General features: G+C 43.6%; 21 protein-coding genes. 17 read left to right on the top strand and 4 right to left on the bottom strand.

The features are described 5' to 3' along the window. Positions 1-133: 133 nt before the first annotated feature. From Q4592_RS04075 to Q4592_RS04085, 3 genes are all read left to right on the top strand, one after another. Positions 134-1,339, top strand: coding sequence for a multidrug effflux MFS transporter (locus Q4592_RS04075; protein ID WP_303510091.1), 1,206 nt, complete (start codon positions 134-136; stop codon positions 1,337-1,339). Between the two features lie 287 nt (positions 1,340-1,626). Beyond that, positions 1,627-2,265 (top strand): 2OG-Fe dioxygenase family protein, encoded by a 639-nt coding sequence (locus Q4592_RS04080; RefSeq protein ID WP_303510093.1) that lies wholly within the window; start codon positions 1,627-1,629, stop codon positions 2,263-2,265. Continuing rightward, positions 2,265-3,500 carry a cysteine desulfurase-like protein gene (locus Q4592_RS04085; protein ID WP_303510094.1) on the top strand — a complete coding sequence of 412 codons (1,236 nt, stop codon included), beginning with the start codon at positions 2,265-2,267 and terminating at the stop codon, positions 3,498-3,500. Before Q4592_RS04080 ends, Q4592_RS04085 begins: the two co-directional genes overlap by 1 nt. A gap of 15 nt (positions 3,501-3,515) precedes the next feature. Here Q4592_RS04085 and Q4592_RS04090 read toward each other — a convergent pair whose 3' ends face one another. Both Q4592_RS04090 and nadK read right to left on the bottom strand, forming a co-directional pair. Next, entirely contained in the window at positions 3,516-4,220 is a 705-nt protein-coding gene (locus Q4592_RS04090) for a flagellar brake protein (protein ID WP_137675256.1), read from the bottom strand. Positions 4,221-4,252: 32 nt separating this feature from the next. Then, a complete protein-coding gene (gene nadK / locus Q4592_RS04095; protein WP_137675271.1) occupies positions 4,253-5,134 on the bottom strand; it encodes an NAD(+) kinase in 882 nt (293 codons plus the stop codon). Between the two features lie 153 nt (positions 5,135-5,287). Between nadK and grpE the strand changes: the two genes are divergently transcribed. The 3 genes from grpE (at position 5,288) to can (ending at position 7,063) form a co-directional block, all read left to right on the top strand. Continuing rightward, complete coding sequence (gene grpE, locus Q4592_RS04100) at positions 5,288-5,911, top strand: nucleotide exchange factor GrpE (protein ID WP_303510100.1); 624 nt, start codon at positions 5,288-5,290, stop codon at positions 5,909-5,911. A gap of 204 nt (positions 5,912-6,115) precedes the next feature. Next, the gene (locus Q4592_RS04105; RefSeq protein ID WP_137675254.1) at positions 6,116-6,367 is read left to right on the top strand and encodes a DUF1289 domain-containing protein; all 252 of its coding nucleotides are present in this window, start codon (positions 6,116-6,118) and stop codon (positions 6,365-6,367) included. A 93-nt stretch (positions 6,368-6,460) separates the two neighbouring features. Next, positions 6,461-7,063, top strand: a complete 603-nt coding sequence (gene can / locus Q4592_RS04110) for a carbonate dehydratase (RefSeq protein ID WP_137675253.1) — start codon at positions 6,461-6,463, stop codon at positions 7,061-7,063. Between the two features lie 68 nt (positions 7,064-7,131). Here the strand turns inward: can and Q4592_RS04115 are convergent, their stop codons facing one another. Beyond that, positions 7,132-8,463 (bottom strand): dicarboxylate/amino acid:cation symporter, encoded by a 1,332-nt coding sequence (locus tag Q4592_RS04115; RefSeq protein WP_303510108.1) that lies wholly within the window; start codon positions 8,461-8,463, stop codon positions 7,132-7,134. A 295-nt stretch (positions 8,464-8,758) separates the two neighbouring features. Here Q4592_RS04115 and dnaK point away from each other — a divergent pair, with 295 nt between their 5' ends. The 6 genes from dnaK to Q4592_RS04145 all read left to right on the top strand — a co-directional run bounded on the left by dnaK (position 8,759) and on the right by Q4592_RS04145 (position 14,640). After that, the gene (dnaK, locus tag Q4592_RS04120; RefSeq protein WP_303510111.1) at positions 8,759-10,675 is read left to right on the top strand and encodes a molecular chaperone DnaK; all 1,917 of its coding nucleotides are present in this window, start codon (positions 8,759-8,761) and stop codon (positions 10,673-10,675) included. Between the two features lie 115 nt (positions 10,676-10,790). Further along, positions 10,791-11,930 carry a molecular chaperone DnaJ gene (dnaJ, locus tag Q4592_RS04125; protein WP_137675250.1) on the top strand — a complete coding sequence of 380 codons (1,140 nt, stop codon included), beginning with the start codon at positions 10,791-10,793 and terminating at the stop codon, positions 11,928-11,930. Positions 11,931-12,061: 131 nt separating this feature from the next. Beyond that, the gene (gene cobU / locus Q4592_RS04130) at positions 12,062-12,610 is read left to right on the top strand and encodes a bifunctional adenosylcobinamide kinase/adenosylcobinamide-phosphate guanylyltransferase (protein WP_303510115.1); all 549 of its coding nucleotides are present in this window, start codon (positions 12,062-12,064) and stop codon (positions 12,608-12,610) included. A 35-nt stretch (positions 12,611-12,645) separates the two neighbouring features. Beyond that, entirely contained in the window at positions 12,646-13,506 is an 861-nt protein-coding gene (locus Q4592_RS04135; protein WP_303510249.1) for a M48 family metallopeptidase, read from the top strand. A 70-nt stretch (positions 13,507-13,576) separates the two neighbouring features. Further along, the gene (locus tag Q4592_RS04140) at positions 13,577-13,966 is read left to right on the top strand and encodes an N-acetyltransferase (RefSeq protein WP_303510117.1); all 390 of its coding nucleotides are present in this window, start codon (positions 13,577-13,579) and stop codon (positions 13,964-13,966) included. 53 nt (positions 13,967-14,019) lie between these two features. Next, entirely contained in the window at positions 14,020-14,640 is a 621-nt protein-coding gene (locus Q4592_RS04145) for an FKBP-type peptidyl-prolyl cis-trans isomerase (RefSeq protein ID WP_137675246.1), read from the top strand. Between the two features lie 66 nt (positions 14,641-14,706). Here the strand turns inward: Q4592_RS04145 and Q4592_RS04150 are convergent, their stop codons facing one another. Beyond that, a complete protein-coding gene (locus tag Q4592_RS04150) occupies positions 14,707-15,408 on the bottom strand; it encodes an ABC transporter substrate-binding protein (protein ID WP_303510121.1) in 702 nt (233 codons plus the stop codon). A gap of 370 nt (positions 15,409-15,778) precedes the next feature. Here Q4592_RS04150 and Q4592_RS04155 point away from each other — a divergent pair, with 370 nt between their 5' ends. The 5 genes from Q4592_RS04155 (at position 15,779) to pulA (ending at position 24,505) form a co-directional block, all read left to right on the top strand. Further along, positions 15,779-17,164, top strand: coding sequence for a CmpA/NrtA family ABC transporter substrate-binding protein (locus tag Q4592_RS04155; RefSeq protein ID WP_303510123.1), 1,386 nt, complete (start codon positions 15,779-15,781; stop codon positions 17,162-17,164). Positions 17,165-17,289: 125 nt separating this feature from the next. Continuing rightward, on the top strand, positions 17,290-18,255 hold the full coding sequence (locus Q4592_RS04160; RefSeq protein ID WP_303510252.1) for an ABC transporter permease: 966 nt from the start codon (positions 17,290-17,292) through the stop codon (positions 18,253-18,255). Between the two features lie 15 nt (positions 18,256-18,270). Further along, positions 18,271-19,110, top strand: coding sequence for an ABC transporter ATP-binding protein (locus Q4592_RS04165; protein WP_303510125.1), 840 nt, complete (start codon positions 18,271-18,273; stop codon positions 19,108-19,110). A 223-nt stretch (positions 19,111-19,333) separates the two neighbouring features. Beyond that, positions 19,334-20,146 (top strand): 4-hydroxy-tetrahydrodipicolinate reductase, encoded by an 813-nt coding sequence (dapB, locus tag Q4592_RS04170; protein ID WP_303510128.1) that lies wholly within the window; start codon positions 19,334-19,336, stop codon positions 20,144-20,146. A 351-nt stretch (positions 20,147-20,497) separates the two neighbouring features. Next, positions 20,498-24,505, top strand: a complete 4,008-nt coding sequence (pulA, locus tag Q4592_RS04175; protein ID WP_303510131.1) for a pullulanase-type alpha-1,6-glucosidase — start codon at positions 20,498-20,500, stop codon at positions 24,503-24,505. The last annotated feature ends 69 nt before the right edge of the window (positions 24,506-24,574 follow it).

The following is a 24,574-nucleotide window of genomic DNA, read 5'->3' on the forward strand; positions in this document are numbered from 1 at the left end:
TAGTGTTAACCGCTATTTAAGTTACTGTTATTAGGTGCTATGTCGGATACATGGGCAGAACTTAGTTACTTATCGCTATTGCTAGGTGTGCGTGTTATAAGGCTTTGTTGTCTGTAGAATTAAGGAGTAGCAGGTGAACAAAGCGAACACGGAAACTAAAGCTTTTATTTTGCTGTTGGCTGGCATGATGTCTTTAGTTGCTCTCTCAGTAGATGCTATGTTGCCAGCACTGGTTACCATTGCTAACGACTTCGACCTAGCGCAAACCGCGCAAGCTCAATGGACAATCACCTCTTTGTTTATCGGCCTATCTATTGGCCAGCTTATTTACGGCCCGTGGTCAGACGCTGTAGGGCGTAAACCTCCTATCTACTGGGGCTATTCGCTGTTTATAGTTGGCACCTTAATATGCGTGTTTTCTGAATCATTTAGTTGGTTAATTGCTGGCCGTGTTTTACAAGGCATGGGAGCAGCTGCACCACGAATCATTACCATGGCGTTAGTGCGCGACAAGCTAAAGGGTGCAGAAATGGCGCGCATTATGTCGGTGGTTTTTTCGGTGTTTATTGTGGTGCCGATTTTAGCCCCAGCCATTGGTCAGTTGATTATTAGTGTTGCTCACTGGCGGTGGATCTTTGGCATGTTGCTGATTATGGCGGTATCAACTGGGTTTTGGTTTTGGCGTTACCAAGAAGAAACCTTACAAGAAGAACAGCGTCGCCCACTAACAGTGAAAAGCTTTATTGAAGGCTTAAGGTTTTTATTGGCAGAGAAAGCAGCACTGGTTTATACGGTTATTTCAGGGCTAGTGTTTGGCAGTTTTCTGGGCTATTTGAACAGTGCGCCTTTGGTGTTTATTCAGCTTTATGACCAACAAGATAACTTTGCATTATTGTTTGCCGCTGCAGCCTGTGCAGTGGGGGTAGCGTCCTTAGTGAATGGACGAATGGTATTAAAAATGGGAATGCGTAAAATGATTATTTACGCTCTGCTGGGGCTGGTTGTTTTAACTAGCTTGTTTTGTGTGGTATTGCTCGCTAGTAATGGTGTGCCCCATCTATTGATGTTGATGTTGTATTTGGTACCAGCGTTTTTCTGTATCGGTATTTTATTTGGCAACCTCAACTCACTCGCTATGGAGCCTCTTGGTGCTATTGCTGGTATGGGCTCAGCTTTTGTCGCCTGCCTTTCTACCTTAATCGCCATTCCGATTGGGAGCCTAATTGGCTTAAGTTTTAACGATACTTGTTATCCCATTGTGTTGGGCTTTATGTTTGTTGGCTTAGGTAGCTTAACGCTGATTAAAGTATTCGATCCTTTAGAGCAGACCAAGGCTTAGGTGCTAGCACCTCACTGAGTGAGATAAGTACCGACATTTTTGCTTGCAGTATAAAATATCGAAATTAATTTACATTAAATCAACAGCTTATAGATAAGTTGGTTGAGCTTGCTTAAAATGGTCTTTAGCTTGTTAGTTTTTGGTGCTAACGATCTGCTTTTATTATATAAATTGGTATTTAAATCTTAATTTTTAGTTAGGGTTGAATCATCCGGCTGTTTTTCTTGGTTTTTATAGTGCTTCAGTATTAAGGTTGTTGTTATCACTTTGTTAACTAGGCCTTAGTTATGAATACCCACGCCGATTGTTTACTACAACTTAATCACCTGAGCGGCTCTGCCGTGCATGATTTGTCCTCTTCTTTTGATAACTTGCCGCATACTCAACATGCCGATGGCCAGTATCGCCTGCGTCGTTACTCCGTGGTTAGGCTTGCCAAAGGAGGCGTGCAGCGTTTAGCGGGAAGGGCCTTTGTACAAAGTGAACAAGTGAACCATTTTCAAGGGGATGTTGTTCGCCAATTTGAAGATATTGAAGATGCGATTATTGCGTCAAAAGGCATGCATGAAATGTGTTCCTTATTCCTTGAGGCTAACGCCCTAGATGAACAACAAGATATCGAGATCCACCAAATTCGTATAGCTGCTCAGCAGAATGACACTCCCGTTGCGCCTGAAGGTGTCCATCAAGATGGTTTTAATCACATTGCGGTGGTGGGGATCCGTCGGCATAACATTGATGGTGGTGACTTTATGGTGTTTAAAGATAAACATCAGGCTCCGATTATGACGTTAGCTTTAGACAGTGGTGAAGTAGCTTTGTTAGATGACAGTAAACTTTGGCATTACGCGCGGCCTATTCGAGCCCATCGCCCCAGTGAGCCCGGCTTTATGGATGTATTTGTATTAACCGCGAAGGATCAGTAATGAGTTTTTCTTTTGAACAAGCGCGCCTGCTTTTCCCTGCTCTAGCTGCTAATGGAGCTGGGCACACACCGGTATTTCTAGACGGCCCAGGTGGCTCACAAGTCCCCAGCTCAGTGATTCAAGCTATGGCTGACTATTTACTGGGTGGCAACTCCAATTTAGGCGGCGCTTTTAGTGTTAGTAAACGCACAGAGCAAGTTTTGCAAACAGGCAGAGAATCAGCGCAAGCCTTGTTAAATGCTCCTAGTGCAAACAATATTATATTTGACGCCAATATGACTTCACTGACTTTCAAACTTAGTCGTGCTATTAGCCGCGATTGGAACAGTGATGACGAAGTGATTGTTAGCCGTCTCGATCATTATTCAAATGTATCTAGCTGGCAACACGCAGCCGCAGATAAAGGCGCTCGGGTTCATAATGTGAATATTGATCCGCAAAACTGTAACCTTGACTACCAACATTTTGAATCACTGATTAACCCAAATACTCGACTCGTTGCCATCACTTACGCTTCAAATACCAGTGGCAGCATAGTTGATTTACAGCGGGTTATAGTAAAGGCCAAATCTGTAGGTGCAATGGTGTATGTTGATGCTGTGCATTACGTGCCCCATGGCTTAGTAGATGTGCAAGCGCTTGGTTGTGATTTTCTAGTGTGTTCGGCTTACAAGTTTTTTGGCCCGCACCTAGGCATCGCTTATGTAGCCGACCCTTGGTTAGAGCATCTAGAGCCCTATAAAGTGGAGCCTGCCACCAATATTGGTCCAGGGCGTTTTGAAACTGGCACTCAAAGTTTTGAAGCTATTGCCGGAATGACTGCAGCCGTTGAGTACTTAGCCCACTGGAATAGTGATAGCGACGATTTACGCAGTGCCTTGGTGAAAAGCTATCAGCAATTTAATGCTCATGAGCAAGCACTTAGTCACCACTTTTTAGAGCGTTTATCAAAACATCCGCATGCGCAGCTTTATGGAGAAAGCAGTAATCAGCGTTTAGCTAATCGTACCGCTACGTTTTCATTGCGTTGGCCAAATCATGCACCAGAGCAAATTGCGGGCATGCTAGCCGATCATAATATCGCGACTTGGCATGGTCACTTTTATGCCCAAGGTATGATGCAGCAGCTAGATATATTGGATAAGGGCGGGGTATTGCGTATTGGTTTTATGCACTACAACACCCATCAAGAAATTGACCAATTGTGGGATTTACTCGATCAATATTGTTTGTAGCTAGATGCTACTTATTTAAACGTCGAGAGCGAGATGGGCCAGTAGCTGGTCTAGCTCGCTTTGGCCATCAAACTTAATGCCAATCGCTAGCTGATCGTGGCCATCTTTGCTTTGGCTTTTCACTGTGCCTTCTATAATGGTGTCGCTTTCTGGTTTACCAGCAACCCGAATATGTACAAATACATCGTTAAGTAAAAACTTACCGTAACTCTCGGGCCAAGCCAGTTTAAAGCGACAGCCGCCAGCTGATAAATCAAGAATGACCCCGTCGAAGCTTAAATCATTCTCTATTTGTTGGTCGCTAACCGATGAACGGTGAGTCACTGTTGCTGGAATACGAGTGGTTGCTCGCTGTTGTTTACGTAAGCTAAACCGTTCTATTTCAGTAGGGTATTTTACAAACAGTAAGTGCTTAGGGCTTTTGAATATGTCGGTGATGATGCTACGAAAGGCGATGCATTGACCCGCTTCACCTTCAATAATAGAGCGTACAATACAGGCCATACCTTCAATTAATACATCGTGATGACCTTGCTGAGCAGATTTAGGCACTGCAAAAATAAGGAAGTTTGCGTCATCTACTCCAATTAGTTTGCACTTAATCCGTACATTACCTTCTTTGATAAATTGCACGTCTAGTACATCGCCAAAGCGCATTTGGCGCATAATATCTACCACTTCTTTACGCTGTTTTACGAGTGGGCTTGGCGTTGTTGTCAATGTAGGCTTCCTTGTTATTGTTTGCTCGAGACTTAAAACAAACGGCTTCCCCAGCCTAACTTTGTTCGTAAAATCTTAAAGTAATCATAGCTCTTTGGATGAACTAAGCGCAATGGATGTTGTTGCTTACGAATAATCACTTCGTCACCTGGCAATACAGGCAGTGATACATGGCTGTCGCAACTAATGTGCATGTGGTCGCTGTTTTCATGAGATAGCTTAAGCTTAATCTCACTTTGGCTATCAACCACTATCGGCCGAGAGCTCAAGGTATGTGGAAACATTGGGACTAACGCTATCGCATCCAAATTCGGGGTTAAAATAGGGCCGCCAGCAGATAAAGAATAGGCGGTAGAGCCTGTGGGAGTGGTAACAATCAGACCATCGGCGCGTTGGCTTAGCATGAAGTGATCATCTATATACACTTCAAACTCAAGCATGGTAGCGACTTTATCTAAGTGAAGTACAACTTCATTTACTGCGCTGTTATGGCTTTTTACCGCGTTATGACGCATCACCTTGGCTTCTAGTAGGCCGCGTTTCTCAGTTACATAGTGGCCTTGTAATACTTCTTTTAGTGGGTGCTCAAAGTTAAAGGGGTCTAAGTCGGTCAAAAAACCTAAATTACCACGGTTGACTCCCAGCACCGCAATGTCGTAACGCGATAATACTCGCGCTGCGCCTAACATATTGCCATCACCACCCACAACAATGGCTAAATCGGCCTGCTCACCTAAATCGTTAATGCTCACCAAGTTGAGATTATCAATCTGCAGTTGTTGGCCAGTAAGTTCTTCTACCAATACGGTATAAGATTGATCTGCCAGCCAATGAAATAGGGCAGTAAGTGTGTTGTTGGCACCTTCATGATGAGGTTTGCCAATTAAACCAATGGTAGAGAAAACTTGAGTCATAATGTGTTGATTTAACATTGTGTTACCGATGATTATAACGTGTGCTTTTAGTACTCAGCCAGTTTTATCGTGAGTATCACTTGAAAGCGGCTGTTTGATCCCCATAATATGCAACAGATTAGAGTTATTTGTGAAGAATTACGGAGACCCTGCATGAGCAGTGAGCAAAATAAAGCGCAGCCTGAAGAAGTTGTAGTAGAAAATGAAGTAGAACAGCAAGTTGACGCGATTGAAGCTGAGTTAGAGGCGGCCGCTGAGCAAGCTGAACCTGCAGCTGAAGAAATTAGCGTGGCGGAGCTATTAGAGCGCCTAGCCACTGCAGAGCAAACAGTTGCCGAACAAAAAGACGGTGTGGTGCGCGCCAAAGCTGAAATGGAAAATATTCGTCGTCGTTCAGCACAAGAAGTAGAAAAAGCGCGTAAATTCGCTTTAGAGAAGTTTGCAAACGAGTTGCTACCGGTTATCGACAACATGGAAATGGCTCTGCAACATGCCAACCGTGAAGACGAAGCGCTAGCATCAATGATTGAAGGTGTTGAGTTAACCCTAAAAACACTGATCGATGCAGTGAAAAAGTTCGGCATCGAGGTTGTTGCACCGCAAGACCAAGCCTTTGACCCAGAAAAGCATCAAGCAATGGGCATGCAAGAAGTAGAAGGTGTTGCGCCAAATACGGTAGTTGCAGTGTTACAAAAAGGCTACGAATTAAATGGTCGCTTATTGCGTCCAGCAATGGTGATGATTTCTAAAGCGGCTTCAGTAGATACCAGCGCTTAGTTAGCACATTATTCTTAAAGGGCCAATTGGCCCTTTTTTTGTGCCTCAAATTTGGTTTGCAATGTACAGCTTGCCAGACAGGCTTAAGGCGCAGAATTGTTGCTGTTTTGTTTGAAATCTTTGACCTAGTTAGTTTGCTTATGCCATTGTTAAGTTATGAATAAAAATTATTCGTATTGACCAAAGGGTGAGCAAAGCGAGCAAATGGAACAGTTAGAGATTTTCGATATTCCCAATCCGTGTCGCGGAATTTGCCAAACCAATAGCCGCGGTTTGTGCATGGGATGTTTTCGAAATCGCGACGAACGCTTTGCTTGGCAAACGCTTCAGCCTGCCGAACAACAAAACATATTACGCTTAACGAAACAGCGTCGAATGCGTTTTATTAGGTTACAACGTAAGAAACTGGCCGAGCAACAACAGCAAACTCCCCCGCAAACCGAACTGCCTTTTTAGTAAGTTATTACTGCGTTAAACAGTGGCAGATGCCTTTCACATCGGGCAATATATGCATCCAGAGATATGGATGTGTTGTTATTTAGAGGTCCTATGAGTGATTTAAATCAGCTAATCAGCAATAACCGTAGCTGGGCGAAAAATATAAAAGAGCAAAACCCTACCTTTTTCTGTGATTTGTCTGAGCAGCAAAATCCTGAATTCTTGTGGATTGGCTGCAGCGATAGCCGGGTACCCGCTAACCAGATCGCTGGCCTACCACCTGGTGAAGTATTTGTTCATCGTAATATTGCCAATGTTGTAGTACATACCGATTTAAACTGTTTGTCGGTCATTCAATACGCGGTAGATGTACTTAAAGTTAAGCACATTATTGTTACCGGCCATTACGGTTGTGGGGGCGTGTTAGCGTCTATGGAAGATAAGCAGTTTGGCCTTATTGATAACTGGTTACGCCATCTTAAAGATGTTTATCGCTATCACGAGCAAGAACTGGAAGCCATAGCAGACAAACAGCAGCGTGCTGATCGTTTGTGTGAGCTTAATGTGATGGAGCAAGTTAAAAACGTATCGCAAACCTCCATCGTGCAAAATGCGTGGCGCAATGGCCAAGAACTATCGGTACATGGTTGCATCTATTCGATTCAAAACGGCATTCTTAATACACTGGACATTTCACGAACCGGACTAGAATAAATGCTGTAATGACATATTGCAGACATAAAAAAACGCGGCTAATGCCGCGTTTTTTATAGCGAGTTAACTTAAGCTTTTTCGGCCTTAGTTAACGGCGCTTCTACTTCGAAAGGTAAGTGAACTTCTTCTTCCGACAAACCTGCTTTAGGGTTGTTGTAAGTCTCTAAGTTCAAATCACCTTCAGATTTAGCCACAGCCACTGTCACCATACTGTCGCCAGTAATGTTTACCGCGGTACGCACCATATCTAATAATCGATCCACACCAATAATTAAGGCAATGCCTTCTACTGGTAGACCTACTTGCTGCAATACCATGGCTAGGGTAATTAAACCTACACCAGGTACACCGGCTGTGCCTACAGAGGCTAAGGTGGCAGTTACAATCACCATTAAGAAGTTTCCGGCGGTTAAATCGATGCCGTAAACCGTTGCAATGAAGATAGTCGCCACACCTTGCATAATAGAGGTGCCGTCCATATTAATGGTAGCGCCTAATGGCACGGTGAAAGAAGCGGTAGAGTTACGTACGCCTAATTTATGGGTCGCCGTTTCCATGGTCACAGGAATAGTGGCATTTGAAGAGGCAGTACTAAATGCAAAAACAATGGCTTCACGCATTTTCTTAATGAACAAGATAGGGTTTAAACCGGTTAATGCTTTTAACAAGGTTGGATAAACCACTAGGGCATGTAGCAACAGAACCACTAATACCACCATAAAGTAGCTCAGCAAGCTAGCAATCGCGTCAAAGCCAATTTCAAAGAACAGTTTTGCCAATAGGGCAAATACGCCATAAGGGGCAAGGTTCATTAAAATGGTCACTAACTTCATGATGACGACATTAAAGTCTTCAAAGTGTTTACCAATGCGTTTTCCTGGCTCACCAGAAATAGCGATGGCGATACCAAATAGCAAAGCAAATACAATAATTTGTAGCATGTTGCCCTGTGCCATTGAAGCAATAGGGTTATCTGGGAACATGTCGATAATGACTTGGCTAATGCTTGGTGCTTCTTTAGCAACAAAAGCGGCTTCGGTGGTTAACTCAATGCCTGTTCCTGGGCGAACCAGCAGCGCAACTGCCATAGCTAAAGAAATTGCAATGGCAGTCGTCGCCAAATACAACAATACGGTTTTACCACCAAGGCGGCCTAAGCGAGCAGTATCTTTCATCGACGATACGCCGCACACTAAAGATACAAATACCAGTGGAACCACTAGCATTTTTAAGCTGGCTACAAAGATAGAGCCTGTGATGTTTAGGATGCCATCAACGATGTAATCTTTGACTAAGATAGACTCAGCAAAAAAGGTTTGTAAGAAAACCCCTAAGCCAATACCGGCAACCATGCCGATAAGTATTTTGTGAGTAAGACTCAGTTTTGAATCGTTTTTCATTTCCCTTCTCTCTATTTTTTACACAGAGTATTCATCTGCATATAACTTAAAGTTGGGCGCATAGTATCACAGGTTATAAAAATAGCCATTTATAGCACTGCTAGCTTGGTTGTTGGTGAATTTGTGTGCTGAATCTGTGATCTTCTGCTCAATCAGTAATCAAATGTAATTTTATTTTCCTTGTTCATCTTTAGTCATTTTTTTTTAGCTTTTCCCTTGAAAAGTTTTTTTGCTGCCCCCACTTACTTTCTCAACAACGAAATAATAGTTACAACAGAATTTGGAGAACACCATCATGGGTAGAATTATTGGTATCGATTTAGGAACCACTAACTCTTGTGTTGCAGTATTAGACGGCGATACCCCTAAAGTAATTGAGAACGCAGAAGGCGATCGTACAACACCGTCGATCATTGCGTTCACAGACGACGGCGAAACATTAGTAGGCCAGCCTGCTAAGCGCCAAGCAGTGACTAACCCTAAAAACACCGTTTTTGCTATTAAGCGTTTAATCGGTCGTCGTTTTACTGATGACGAAGTTCAACGTGATATCGAAATCATGCCATTCAATATTGTTAATGCTGACAATGGTGACGCATGGGTTGAAGCAAAAGGTGAGAAGAAAGCACCGCCACAAATCTCTGCAGAAGTTTTGAAAAAAATGAAGAAAACTGCAGAAGACTATTTAGGTGAAGCGGTAACTGAAGCAGTAATTACTGTTCCTGCTTACTTCAACGATTCACAGCGTCAAGCAACTAAAGATGCTGGTCGTATTGCGGGCTTAGACGTTAAACGTATTATTAACGAACCAACTGCTGCAGCATTTGCTTACGGCGTTAACTCAGTTAAAGGCGACAACGTTGTTGCTGTATACGACTTAGGTGGTGGTACATTCGATATCTCTATCATCGAGATTGACGAAGTAGACGGCGAGAAAACCTTCGAAGTATTAGCAACCAATGGTGATACTCACCTAGGTGGTGAAGACTTTGATAACCGCTTAATCAACTACTTAGTAGAAGAGTTTAAGAAAGACCAAGGTTTTGACCTTAAGCAAGATCCATTAGCGATGCAGCGCTTAAAAGAAGCGGCTGAGAAAGCAAAATGTGAACTTTCTTCTGCACAGCAAACAGATGTAAACCTACCTTATATTACTGCTGATGCTTCAGGTCCTAAGCACCTTAACATCAAAGTAACTCGCGCTAAGCTTGAGTCTTTGGTTGAAGAACTAGTACAACGTTCTTTAGAGCCGTTACGCATTGCTCTACAAGATGCTGATCTTTCAGTTGGCGACATCAACGATGTAATTCTTGTTGGTGGTCAGACTCGTATGCCTCTAGTACAGAGCGCAGTAACAGAGTTCTTCGGTAAAGAGCCGCGTAAAGACGTTAACCCTGATGAAGCAGTAGCCATGGGCGCAGCTATTCAAGGTGCGGTACTTTCTGGTGACAAAACTGACGTACTACTACTAGACGTTACTCCACTGTCTCTAGGTATTGAGACTATGGGCGGCGTAATGACTCGCGTAGTAGAAAAGAACACCACCATCCCAACTAAGGGTTCACAGGTATTCTCAACCGCAGACGATAACCAAAGTGCTGTAACAGTTCACGTAATTCAAGGTGAGCGTAAGCGTGCTGCAGACAACAAATCTTTAGGTCAATTTAACCTAGAAGGTATTCGTCCAGCGCAACGTGGCGTACCACAAATTGAAGTAACCTTCGATTTGGATGCCGACGGTATCTTACACGTATCTGCTAAAGACAAAGATACGGCTAAAGAGCAGAAAATTACCATTCAAGCATCTTCTGGTTTGTCAGATGACGAAATCAACAAGATGGTAAATGAAGCTGAAGCCAACGCTGAAGAAGACAAGAAGTTTGAAGAATTAGTTCAAGCTAAAAACCAAGCTGATGCACTTGTACACGGTACCCGTAAGCAAGTTGAAGAAGCTGGTGAAGCCCTTCCTGCTGAAGACAAAGAGAAAATTGACGCTGCAGTAACCGAGTTAGAAGCAGCGAGCAAAGGCGAAGATAAAGCTGAGATTGAAGCAAAAACTCAAGCCCTTATCGAAGCTTCTCAAAAGCTAATGGAAGTGGCTCAACAACAAGCCCAAGCTAATGCAGGCGAAGCTGATGCTGAGCAAGCTGCACCAGCTCAAGATGACGTTGTTGATGCTGAGTTCGAAGAAGTGAAAGACGACAAAAAATAATTTGTCTTAAACACTTTTAGTAAGTTAATAACGGGCGTTGTGAGAACAACGCCCGTACGTCTATCAAAGCCAATACTTTCAACGAGTTTCGTTGTAAGAAAGTAGAACACCCATTATGTCAAAACGCGATTATTATGAAGTTCTTGGTCTAGGCAAAGATGCCGGCGAGCGAGAAATTAAAAAAGCCTACAAACGTTTGGCGATGAAATTTCACCCCGATAGAACCAAGGGTGATAAAGCTTCTGAAGAAAAATTTAAAGAAGTAAAAGAAGCCTACGAGGTTCTGAATAACCCTCAGAAGAAAGAAGCTTACGATCATTACGGCCACGCAGGGGTTGATCCTAACCGCGGAGCCGGTGGTTTTGGTGGCGGACAGGGCGACTTTGGTGATGCGTTTGGCGACATCTTTGGTGATATCTTCGGCGGTGGACGTGGAGGCGGCGGTCGACGCCAACCTCAACGTGGTTCTGATCTTCGTTACAACCTAGAGTTGAGCTTAGAGCAAGCCGTTAAAGGCGTTAAAAAAGAAATTCGCGTTCCTACTTTAGTGCACTGTGAGCAGTGTAATGGTAGTGGCGCTAAAAAAGGCTCAACGCCAAAAACTTGTGGAACTTGTCATGGCCAAGGCCAAGTACAAATGCGCCAAGGGTTCTTTGCGGTTCAGCAAGCTTGTCCTACCTGTAAAGGTAAAGGTTCAATCATTTCAGACCCTTGTCATAAATGTCATGGCGAAGGTCGTTACGAGCGCGCTAAAACCTTATCGGTTAGCATTCCAGCTGGCGTAGATACTGGTGATCGTGTTCGCTTATCGGGTGAAGGCGAAGCTGGCGAGAGCGGGGCTCCTGCCGGTGATTTATATGTACAAGTGCATGTAAAAGAACACCCAATCTTCAAGCGTGAAGAAAACAATCTTTACTGTGAAGTGCCAATTAGCTTTACCTTAGCAGCATTAGGTGGCGAGATTGAAGTGCCTACCTTAGATGGTCGAGTGAGCTTAAAAGTACCGAACGAAACCCAAACGGGCCGCATGTTTAGAATGCGCGGCAAAGGCGTTAAGTCAGTACGTGGCGGTCCAATTGGTGACTTAATCTGTAAAGTGATTGTTGAAACACCGATTAAGCTCAACGAAACTCAGAAGCAATTGCTTAAAGATTTCGAAGAGAGCTGTGGTGGGTCTGCTGGTAGCAAACATAAACCTAAAGCCGAAGGATTCTTCGACGGGGTTAAAAAGTTTTTTGATGACTTAACCAGTTAATCGATTAACTAAAGAAAAAGCGGCATTAGCCGCTTTTTTTATGCCTATTGGTTGGCGTATTGCATAGAGCTTAGCCATATCAAAACCCAGTTTAGCTATGTTATTATTCGGTAAAACAATAGGGTAGCTAAATGATAAGCCTAGTATTGGGTGGTATTAGAAGCGGCAAAAGTTCGTGGGCCGAAAAGCAGTTTAGTTCGCTCAATAACAGCAAGCCGGTGTACATCGCTACAGCGATGGCCAGTGATACCGAAATGGCTCAGCGCATTCAGCACCATCAATCCTTAAGAAAAGCGGCTTTTGATACTCATGAGCTGGATTTTTCGTCCGAGAACTTAAGTGATGTACTGAGCCAGTACGCTATGCAGAATACACCTGTGCTGTTGGAATGCATGTCGACTTGGCTGGGTTGGTGGTTATGCACAGATAAAAGTCCGAATGATCAATTACAGGAAATAAAGCTGCAAACCTCGATGTTGCTGGCTTGTCTTGAGCAGTTTTCTAGTGACTTAGTGATAGTGAGTAACGAAGTCGGCCTAGGTTTAGTTTCTGATAACCCCATGGCGAGAATGTTTGCTGATGAATTAGGGCGTTTAAATCAAGCTTTAGCTGCAAAAGCCCACAAGGTTGTATTAATTAGCGCTGGATTGCCGCTAATATTAAAGGATACGCAGGCTTAAAGGTTTGCCTAGAATGGAAGTCATACATGAATAAAATGCTAAAAACAGCAGTAGTCACCGTTTCGCTAGCGGCTTTACTGAGTTGCTCTGCTTCGCCAACAGGGCGTAAGCGGGTATTACTTTATGATGATTCGAAGATGAGTGCGTTAGGCGCTCAGTCTTTTGATGAAATCAAAAAGCAAGAAAAGATCTATAACGACAAAGCAACCAACGACTACGTGGCGTGTGTATCTAACGCGGTAACCGCAGAAATTCCTGGTCACTATGGCGATGAAGACTGGGAAGTGGTGGTATTTGATTCAGAACAAGTGAACGCATTTGCTTTGCCAGGAGCCCATATTGGTGTGTATACCGGGTTGATTCAAGTGGCAGAAACACCGGATCAGCTGGCCACGGTGATTGGTCACGAAATTGCCCACGTATTAGCAGAGCACAGTAACGAGCGATTATCACAAAACCAAATCGCCGGTATTGGCACCGCTGTTGCTGCTGTAGCTATTGGGGTGAGCGATGACGTTAAACACAAAGGCGCAGCCATGGCAGCTTTGGGCTTAGGTGTTCAATATGGCGTATTATTGCCTTATGGTCGAACTCAAGAGAGTGAAGCCGACGTAATGGGTTTAGACTTAATGGCTAGTGCGGGATTTAATCCGCAAGCCAGTGTGGCCTTATGGCAGAACATGGCGAAAGCCGGTGGTGGTTCGGTTCCCGAGTTTTTGTCTACCCACCCTTCAAATAAAACCCGTATCGCCGACTTAGAAGCACGAATGTCGCGTGCTACGCAATTAGAAAAGCAAGCTATCGCCCAGGGGAAAGTGCCCCAGTGTAAACGCCCGGCAAGTTTTGATATAGACAGTGAAAAGTCAGATGCCGATAAAACTAGCAACGCAGAGTGATATTGAAAACATCTGCCTGGTTCAGCGGAAAAGCTGGCAGCATGTTTACTCACCGCAACTAGTAAAAAAAATGTTCAAAGTGTTGCCCTCCAGTTTGCACCAAAAGCTTTGGCAGCAACGAGTAAGCAATGACAATAACCAAGTGTGGGTGCTAAAAAATCCACAACTAGAAGGGTTGTTAATGCTAGAGAAACAAGCTGACGAAACCGAGCTAGCAGCCCTATACCTTTTGCCTAAAACGATTGGTAAGGGTTGGGGGCGCGCAATGCTTAAACACGCTTGTCAGCAGGCGAATGTGAAGCGGTTACATTGTTGGGTGATGCAAGATAACGAGCATGCCGAGGGTTTTTACCGCCATTTAGGTTTTACCTTTGACGGAGAGCTTCGTAAAGTGGCGTTTTCTGGTAGTGACTTTGTGCAAAAAAAGGCGCATTTAGCCACTGATTCGCGGTTTTTCTAGCCACTTTATGTTAACCTTTTGGCTCTTTTTATTGATTAGATTTAAGAGTTGAAATGAGCGATAAATATCAAGGCGCAGCAGCGCAAGCAAGTTACGGTTACGGCCTTCAAATTGGCGAGCAAATTGAGCGCGCAGCATTCGACGGATTAGAGCTAAATGCCATGTTAGATGGTATTCGTGATGTGATGAGTGGTGCTCAACCACAACTTGACGAAGCAGTAATTGGTGCGGCTTTCCAAGAAATCACTAAAGATATCGAAGCTAAAAAAGCTGAGCAGCATAAAGAAGCAATGGCTGAAGGCGAAACTTTTCTAGCTGAAAATGGTTCTCGTCCTGAAATCAACAAAACTGAAACGGGTCTTCAATATGAAGTACTTGTTGAAGGCGAAGGCGAAACTCCAAGTGCTAGCAGCAAAGTACAAGTTCACTATGAAGGTACTTTAATTTCTGGTGAAGTATTTGATAGCTCAGTTCAGCGCGGCCAACCTGCAGAGTTCCCTGTGAACGGCGTAATCAAAGGCTGGACCGAAGCACTACAACGCATGAAAGTGGGTGACAAGTGGAAACTTTACATCCCTCAAGAGCTAGCATATGGCTCACAAGGTGCTGGCGCGGCAATTCCTCCGTTTGCAGCATTAGTATTTGAAGTTGAGTTATTAGCTATTCTTGGCTAATAGCTATAAACCTTCTTAAAGAACCGGCCATTGGCCGGTTTTTTTGTATAGAATGACCCACCTGAATTACTCTACATTTTTCAATACACTCTCAATGATTGATTGAGCGCTGCCATCTTTAAGCATTTGTTTAAATGCCTCATCGAGTTTTGCCGCTAGTTCGACATGATCTTTATGTACATAATGATAGAGCTTTAATTGGTCAACAGGTGGTTCAACTAAGCTAACATTGTTGAGCTTAAGCGCCTTTATACGCTTTAGGCCTAACCAGCGTTCTTCTACCACTAGGTCTGCTCTACCTATACTCATAAATCTTAAGGCTGAATCTAAGTCTTGAAGTTGGCTAGTTTTGGGAAAACCTAAGGTGGCTATTTCAGCTGCCTTTAAACTACTGCGATAAGCAATGCTGTAGGGTTTTAAGCTCTCATATCCTTCCACTTTTAGATCACTTAAACGAGTAAAAACCACATTCTCTGAGCTTAAGTAACTGGTAGGAATTTGAATTAAATTGGCGTACTTAGTCTGTAAATTGTCGATACGAAACATCTCAGCATCGTACTCGCCGCTATTGGTTGCCTCCAAGGCGTTTGCGCTAGGTAATAACTCAAATACAACGCGTTCTCCCGCGCGGTAATAAGCTTCAATTAATAAAGCTTGCCCCATTTCTGCGAGTGGCCCGCTAATCACTTGGGTTGTACGGTACGTTTTAGCGGATAGGGTGGGTGATAACATCAAGCAAAACAACAAATAGAATACAAGGTTCTTCATATTTCTTAACTTGTTTTAATACAATTCGTAGATTATAGAGACGAAAAACAAAATAGTCGAACACCTAAATAGCGGGTTATTTCCTTATGAATCGTTATGACTTGGGGTTTTGTCTCTCACTCGAAAACACTGATAAGTAACGGTATGGCCTTACGTACTATCTCTATTCTTGTGCGCCAAAGTTGTGCGACGGTGGTCTAAGTTAGTGAATTCATTGAAAAAATACAAATACTACTTAAGGGGTATAAATAATTTTAAGTTGATGATTTATAGCGTTAAAAAAATGTGATCTAGATCTTGGCACGTGATTGGCTACCTACTAAGTATTAACACCTTATGATTACTTCAAACTAGGTACTTAGGAGCAGGGATGCAAAAATTAATCACCGTTAACTTACAACAAATTATTAAAAAAACCATTGCTACAGCTGTGCTCTCGGCCAGTGTTATTGGCTTTACTCATGCCGAAGTGGGAGAGCCTGAAAAAGAAGATTTAAAATTTGGTTTTATTAAGTTAACCGATATGGCGCCGTTAGCGGTAGCTTATGAGAAAGGCTACTTCGAAGACGAAGGCCTTTATGTTCAGCTAGAAGCACAAGCGAACTGGAAGGTTTTATTAGATAGGGTGATTACCGGTGAGCTAGATGGTGCTCATATGCTAGCGGGTCAGCCACTAGGTGCAACTATTGGTTTTGGTACTAAAGCCGACATTATTACAGCCTTCAGCATGGATTTAAACGGTAACGCGATTACTGTATCAAACGATATCTGGGCGCAAATGAAACCACATGTGCCTCATGAAGGCGGCAAGCCCGTTCACCCGATTAAAGCCGACGCGCTGAAGCCGGTTGTTGATAGTTACATTGAGCAAGGTAAACCGTTCAATATGGGCATGGTGTTTCCAGTGTCTACCCACAACTACGAGTTACGTTATTGGTTAGCGGCTGGCGGTATTCACCCTGGTTACTATGCGCCACATAAAGGTGATACATCAGGCAAAATTGACGCAGATGCCCTGTTGTCGGTGACACCGCCACCGCAAATGCCATCTACCATGGAAGCCGGAACTATTTACGGTTACTGCGTGGGCGAACCTTGGAACCAACAAGCAGTATTTAAAGGCATTGGTGTACCGGTTGTTACCGATTACGAGATTTGGAAAAATAACCCAGAAAAAGTATTTGGAGTGAGCCAAGGCTGGGCTGATGAATACCCAAATACTCACATTCGGGTCGTTAAAGCGATGATTCGCGCCGCTAAGTGGTTAGACGAAGAGAACAATAAGAACCGTCCAGAAGCTGTGAAAATTTTGTCTAAAAGCCAATACGTAGGTGCCGATTACGACGTTATTGCTAACAGCATGACCGGTACTTTTGAGTACGAAAAAGGCGACAAACGTGAAGTGCCAGACTTTAACGTATTCTTCCGCTACAACGCGACTTACCCATACTACAGCGATGCAATTTGGTATTTAACGCAAATGCGTCGTTGGGGACAAATTTCAGATAACAAACCAGATTCTTGGTACATGGATATTGCCAAAAAGGTTTACCGTCCAGACATTTACGCGACAGCGGCAAAAGAGCTGATTGCTGATGGTGTTATTGATGCCTCAGAGTTTCCTAACTTCAAAACTGAGACTGGTTTTAAACCACCGCAAACACACTTCATTGACAATATTGTATATGACGGCTCAAAACCAAATGCCTATTTAGATAAGTTCGACATTGGTTTGAAAAAAGACGACAAGATCTAAGTCATATCATTACTGAGAGCGGCCGGGCTTAGTGCCCGGCATCGAGATTCGCAAAAGGAGTTGTAGTGATGAAAGATAAATTAATTCACTCTCTAGAAACAGTAGGTTTGAGCCCTGTAGTACCCATGGTGCGTTTGGCCAGCGGTGAAAACCCAAAGCAGCAATTAAGTGAAATTTTTGAGCGTATTGGATTGCCTTTTCTGGCGATTGCTTTGTTCTTACTGCTTTGGAGTGTATCGGCAGCTAAGGTGCAAACCAGTCTAGGGACCTTACCTGGCCCTTCGCAGGTGTGGCAGCAGTATCAGGGTTTGGTGGTTGAACACCAAGAAGAGCGGTTAAAAGAAGAAGCTTTTTATCAACGCCAAGAAGTGCGTAACGAAAAAAAATTAGCTAAGAACCCCGACGCCAAAATAAAGGTTCGCCCTTATACCGGAAAAGAAACCTTTTTTGACCAAATTCTTACCAGTTTATTTACCGTGTTTACCGGCTTTATTTTAGCGAGCATTATCGCCATTCCTATTGGTGTAGCATGCGGTTTAAACAAAAAGCTTTACGGGGCAATTAGCCCGATTATTCAAATATTAAAACCAGTATCACCGCTCGCTTGGTTGCCTATTGTGACCATGGTGGTGAGCGCGGTATATGTGAGTAACGACCCGATGTTTTCTAAGTCATTTGTTACCTCAGCTATCACCGTAACACTATGTTCGTTATGGCCTACTTTAATCAATACGGCCACGGGTGTTGCCTCTATTGATAAAGATTGGCTAAACGTGGGCCGCGTGATTCAGCTGCACTGGAGTAAACAGGTCTTCAAAATTGCTATTCCAGCTTCGTTGCCGATGATCTTCACTGGATTACGTATCTCCTTGGGTATTGGTTGGATGGTATTGATTGCCGCTGAAATGCTGGCACAAAACCCCGGTTTGGGTAAGTTTGTTTGGGACGAATTCCAAAATGGTAGCTCCAACTCGTTAGGCCGCATTATGGTGGCTGTAGTAGTGATTGGATTAATTGGTTATGTACTTGACTGGTTGATGGTAAGCCTGCAAAAAATAATCTCTCATTCAAGCCCAGAAAGTGCACGTTAGGATAAGGAAATAACTATGTCACAGTATTTACAAATCGATCATGTAAGCATTGATTTCCCCACCAAAAACGGGCCTTTTAGAGCGCTAGATGGTGTAGACCTAAAAATAGCAAAGGGTGAGTTTGTATCGCTGATTGGCCACTCTGGTTGCGGTAAGTCGACGGTACTTAATATTGTGGCAGGGTTGTATAACGCCACTGAAGGCGGCGTTGTTTTGGAGGGGAAAGAAGTTTACCAACCTGGCCCCGACCGCGCGGTAGTGTTTCAAAACCACTCTTTATTACCTTGGTTAACCGCTTATCAAAATGTTGAGTTGGCGGTAAAAGAAGTCTTTAAAGGGCAAAAGTCTAAAGCTGAAATGAAAGAGTGGATTGAGCACAATCTAGAGCTTGTGCATATGACTCATGCGAAAGACAAAAGGCCAGATGAGATCTCTGGCGGTATGAAGCAGCGGGTTGGTATTGCACGGGCTTTAGCAATGCAACCTAAAGTGCTGTTAATGGATGAACCTTTTGGTGCCTTAGACGCCTTAACTCGGGCTCACTTGCAAGATTCTTTAATGGAGATCCAGCAAGAGCTTAACAACACCGTTATTATGATTACTCACGATGTAGATGAAGCCGTTTTATTATCAGATAAAATCGTTATGATGACCAATGGACCCGCTGCCACCATTGGTGAAGTATTAGATGTAAAACTAGCACGTCCGCGCGATAGGGTGGCTTTAGCCGATGATGCTGAATATAACCATTACCGTTCACAAGTGCTTAAATTCTTGTATGAGCGCCAGCGTAATCCGGCTCAGGCGAGTGAAAAAGTTAAACCTAAACTGGTTAAATCAGGCGAGGCAGCGTAAGCATTGCTCGCATTTTAGATAACAAAAAGGCCACGTTAACAGTGGCCTTTTTGTTAATGGGGAGTCAAAGCTGGCAATACTGCCCATAGCGTAATTCACTAGAAGATTATGTGTTTCTAGCCGCTCTTCGCCTAACTCTTGGCTAAGCCTCGTTTTATATAGCTTGCTTTGTTATAGTCGAGCACAATCTCGGTATGAGTAGCGGTTTAAAAGGAGAATAGTTATGTCGCCAGTAAGAGTAGCGATTGTTGGATGTAATGGACGAATGGGCAAAAATTTACTGGAAGCAGTAAATGAAAGTTCAGCCACCACTTTAGGCGCCGCCACAGAGCGCCCAGGCTCTAGTTTAATTGGTGTTGATGCTGGTGAGTTGGCAGGTTTAGGTAAACTCGACATCGCTATTGTAGAGAGTATTAAACAAGCTAAAGACAACATTGACGTTATCATCGATTTTACCGCACCCGTCGTTACACTCGCACACCTTGCTTGGGCCCGAGAAAATGGTAAGAAAATGGTTATTGGCACGACCGGTTTTAGTGACGAACAAAAACAAGAATTAGCTGATGCCGCTGAAGATATCGCGATTATGTTTGCGCCTAACATGAGTGTTGGAGTGAATTTAGTATTTAAGCTGCTAGAAGTAGCTGCCAAAGTGATGGGTGATTACACCGATATTGAGATTATTGAAGGTCATCATCGCCATAAAGTTGATGCTCCTTCAGGGACCGCTCTAGGCATGGGCGAAGCGATTGCAGATACTCTTGGCCGAGACTTAAAGAAAGTTGCAGTATATGGTCGAGAAGGTATTACCGGTGAGCGCGACAGAGAGACAATTGGCTTTGCGACTATTCGCGCTGGTGATTTAGTGGGCGAGCATACTGCCATGTTTGCCGATATTGGCGAACGTGTAGAAATAACCCATAAAGCCTCTAGCAGAATGACTTTTGCTAATGGTGCCGTAAGAGCTGCCGTTTGGTTACAAGATAAACCTAAGGGTTTGTTTAACATGCGAGATGTATTGGATTTAAACGACTAATTGATACTCGTTCTTCCGCTTATTAAATAACGCCGCTATGCGGCGTTTTTTTATTTCTAACTTAATTCCACATAGTATTTTATTCGGCTAAACATCTTGAAAGCGTTATCAAGGGTTTTTATGAAACCGTTTTCAAGAATTATGTTCTTTGAGCAGTCTCACAAAGCCTATAAAAAACACTGCTATGTAACATTGTGTTACCCAAAGTTACGTTGTCGTCACAGTCCTTTTTTGCCCGAAATCCTACCTTATGTGCATCTCGTCCAATGGAAGGCGAGAGCAAAAAAAATTTACACATAAAAACATTAATTTGCTGAATATCGGTTCAGTAATAGGAAAGGAAAGGCTGACATGGATATAAAAATTAGTAAGCTAGCAAGGCTTACCATGCCCGTTCTAGCAACAGCATTACTTGCAGCATGTGGAAGTGATGACGACACCACACCTGGTGGCGGTGGCGTTATTGATGGCTTGCACCCAGCAGGGGAAAACGAAGTTGTCATTTATTACAAGCGCGACGAAGCTCATGCCAAGGTTGATGAGTCTGCATATGAAGGTTGGGGCTTACACTTATGGAATGGTGAAGGCTGTACCAGCACAGATTTAGCAGGTATGGGAATTGCTGACGGCGGTACTGACTGGGCTTCGCCAATGATGGCTACCGGTATCAGTGAAACCTACGGTGCGTATTATGTACTAAAAGTAGACGCTGGCGCATCTGACCCACATGAGTGTATGAACTTCATTTTACATAGTGGTGATGATCGCGGCTTTGGCAGTAGCAACTTGAAGGTTGAGCTGACTAAATTAGACGCAGATAAAGGCATATTTGGTTTCCATGGAAGCAGCGAGCTATTCTATGCTCCAATCGCGGAACGTCCAGTTGCTATTGATGGTGCTAAAGCTCACTGGGTAGATGCTGGCACTATCGCTTGGGAATCTGCTGGTAGTGCAACTCAATTAGAGCTTCGCTATGACCCTGCAAATGGCATAGAGATGGACCCTGATACTAAAGAGGTAACAGGCGGTACTGCGGTTGCTTTATCAGCTGGAACCCTAACAGACGATGCTAAAGCACGTTTCCCTCACTTATCTGGTTTATCAGCAGCAGCCATTGAAGTAGATGATGCAACCCTTAAAGCTATTCTGAAAAGCCAAATCGTAGTAGTAGCTATGGACGCAGAAGGCGTTGCAACGGCAGCTACACAAGTTCAAAAACCAGGTGTAATTGACGAAGTATTCGTGAAAGGTGATGGTGGTGCATTAGCTGCTGAGCTTGGTGCGGTAGTTAGCGGTGATGACGTAAGCTTTAAAGTTTGGGCGCCTACGGCTCAAAGCGTTAAATTGTACATGTACAATGAAGACATGACTTCAGCTGGTGAAGCTGTGACGATGACTGAAGCTGCAAACGGTGTTTGGTCTGCTGACCAATCTGGTGTTGTGGGTAAATACTATCGTTACGAAGTAACGGTATATCACCCAACGACGAAGAAAATTGAAACACGTATGGTTACAGACCCATACTCATTAGCACTTTCAACTAACTCATTGTATTCATTAGTTGTTGACTTAGATGCTACAGAACTCAAACCTGCTGATTGGGACAATTATACTCGCCCAGAAATGGCTGAAGATGTTGACCATGTATTATACGAGTCTCATTTACGCGACTTTAGTGTAAGCGATACCCAAGGTACTGCCGCTAATAACGGCAAATACTTAGCGTTAACCGAATCTGAACGTGAGTCAGTAACTCATCTGCAAGCGCTAAAAGATGCCGGATTAACAACCTTACATATTCTTCCTGCATTTGATATTGCTACTGTTGATGAAAAAAATGCCATCGATATTGATGCGCCTTTAGCTGATCTATGTGCAGCTATTGAAAAAACGGATGATTACTGCGCAAGCGCTTCCGGCACAATTGAAGCCAAGTTAGAAAGCTTTGACCCTACTACTGGTGACGCGCAATCGTTAATGAACGACCTACGTGGACTTGATAGCTTTAACTGGGGCTACGACCCGTTCCATTACACCGTTCCTGAAGGAAGTTACGCTTCTGATGCTGAAGGCACTACCCGTATCTTAGAGTTCCGTGAAATGGTTAGAGCCACTCATGGCATGGGCCTTAAAATTGTTATGGATGTTGTATATAACCATACCAATGCTTCTGGCGTTAATGACAAGTCTGTTTTAGATAAAATTGTCCCAGGATACTACCACCGTCGTGACGCAAACACCGGTGGAGTGGAGCAGTCAACTTGTTGTGATAACACCGCTACTGAAAATCTAATGATGGGTAAACTGATGACCGATTCATTAGTTACTTGGTCAGAGGCTTACAAAGTAGATGGTTTCCGATTTGATTTAATGGGGCACCAACCAAAAGATTTGATGGTTGATTCTCTAGAAGCTGTTCGCGCAGTAGACCCAGATACATTGTTCTACGGCGAAGGTTGGGATTTTGGTGAAGTAGCCAATAACGCTCGTTTTGAACAAGCTACACAGTGGAACATGGCTGGTACTGAGATTGGTACTTTCTCTGACCGTTTACGTGATGCTGTTCGTGGTGGTAGCCCATTTGATAGCGGTGAAGGTATTCGTAAAACTCAAGGTTTTGGTAATGCTGATACCTTAAATGAGCTTATTACAGATGAAGATAGCTACCGTACCGAAGCCCTACATAATCAAGATTTAATTCGTGTAGGTATGGCGGGTAACCTTCAGAAGTTTGTTTTGCTGGATTCGGAAGGTAAGACTAAACGTGGTCAAGATGTTAACTACAATGGTGCTAAAGCGGGTTATACCTTAAATCCATCTGAAAATATTTCTTATGTATCTAAGCATGACAACCAGACTTTGTGGGATAACAACGCTTATAAGGCTACAACGGGCACTACTTCAGCTGATCGTTCTCGTATGCAAACAGTGAGTTTGTCTACAGTAATGTTCGGCCAAGGTATACCGTTTGTTCACATGGGTTCTGAATTACTGCGCTCTAAGTCTATGCAGCGTGACAGTTACGATTCAGGCGATTGGTTTAACCGTGTAAGGTTTGACGGTTCAGACAATAACTGGAATGTGGGTCTTCCTCGTGCGGACAAAGATGGCGATAACTGGGATCTAATTAAGACTATTATTGCTGATGATTCAACGAAGCCATCTAAAGATGATATTGCGTTAGCTAAAGCTCAATTCTTGGAAATGCTCACTATCCGCTCTAGCAGTGACTTGTTCCGCTTAACTACAGCTGAAGAAGTTCAAGCTCGTGTTGACTTCCGCAACGTAGGTGCAGAGCAAGTACAAGGCTTAATTGTTATGTCTATCGACAACGGCACGGGTGCTGGCAAAGATTTAGACGCAAACAATGATGCGATTGTAGTGGTTTTAAACGCCACCGATGAAGAGCAAGAGTTTGAAGTAACAGGTGCAACTGGTTTCGAGTTGCATGAGGTTCAACAAGCTTCAGCTGACTCTGTCGTAATGGGCGCAAGCTTTACTGGTGCAAGCTTTACCGTACCTGCTCGTACTACAGCAGTATTTGTTCAACCAAGAGATGGAGCGCGTGGTACAGGTCTTCGGGTAGATACCTCTAACAAAGACTTAAGTGCAATCCCACCGTTAGGTGACTTGCAGATTTATGTGCGCGGATTAGATGATGCAGGCTGGGGAACAGATTTTGAGTTGGTGTTCTCTAAAGATGGCAAATATGAGTTTACTAAAACTTTAGACGCTGGTACTTATGGCTTTAAGGTTGCTGATGCAGATTGGTCTGACGCAACATCTTTCGGTAACGACGAAGCAGAGGTAACTCTAGGCACTAGCAAAGCGATAATTGCTGGACAAGGTAACTTGAGCATAACGTTGGAAGATAAGTCTGTTGTTAAGTTTGTGACCGACTTCAGTGATATCGATGCTCCAACCTTAATGGTAACTTCTGAAATAGTTGCTAGCTGTGGTCTGCTAGAAGACAGCGCCGATGCGGGGCCTTTAGCGAGCGAACTTGCTGTTCGTGGTAGCCACTCTGATTGGGCTTGGAATGCAAGTTATGCTTTAAGTTATAAAGGCAACAATACTTACCAAGTATCTTTAGGTGCTGGTAGCTATGAGTTTAAGCTTGCTGCGGATAGTGAAAGTTGGGACCCTCAGATGATTGCTTATGCTGATGATGCTCGTGTCGAAAATCTTGTAATGAACGTAGATTACCAAGCGTGGGCTCGAGTTGGCGATAGCGCAATTGGTGACCCAGGTAATAACAAGATTACATTAGCTGGCGATAGCGTTCTTACACTGACTGTAAACGGTGAGTTAAGCGACAACGTAGATAACGGTACTATTAGCATTTGTGAAGTTGAATAACTAGTCGGTATTTGCTAATAATAAAAGCCAAGGCGCTCTGCCTTGGCTTTTTTATTTAGAGATTATGAG

Origin of the sequence: Agarivorans sp. 1_MG-2023 (assembly GCF_030548385.1) — a bacterium.
Classification (GTDB): Bacteria; Pseudomonadota; Gammaproteobacteria; order Enterobacterales; family Celerinatantimonadaceae; genus Agarivorans.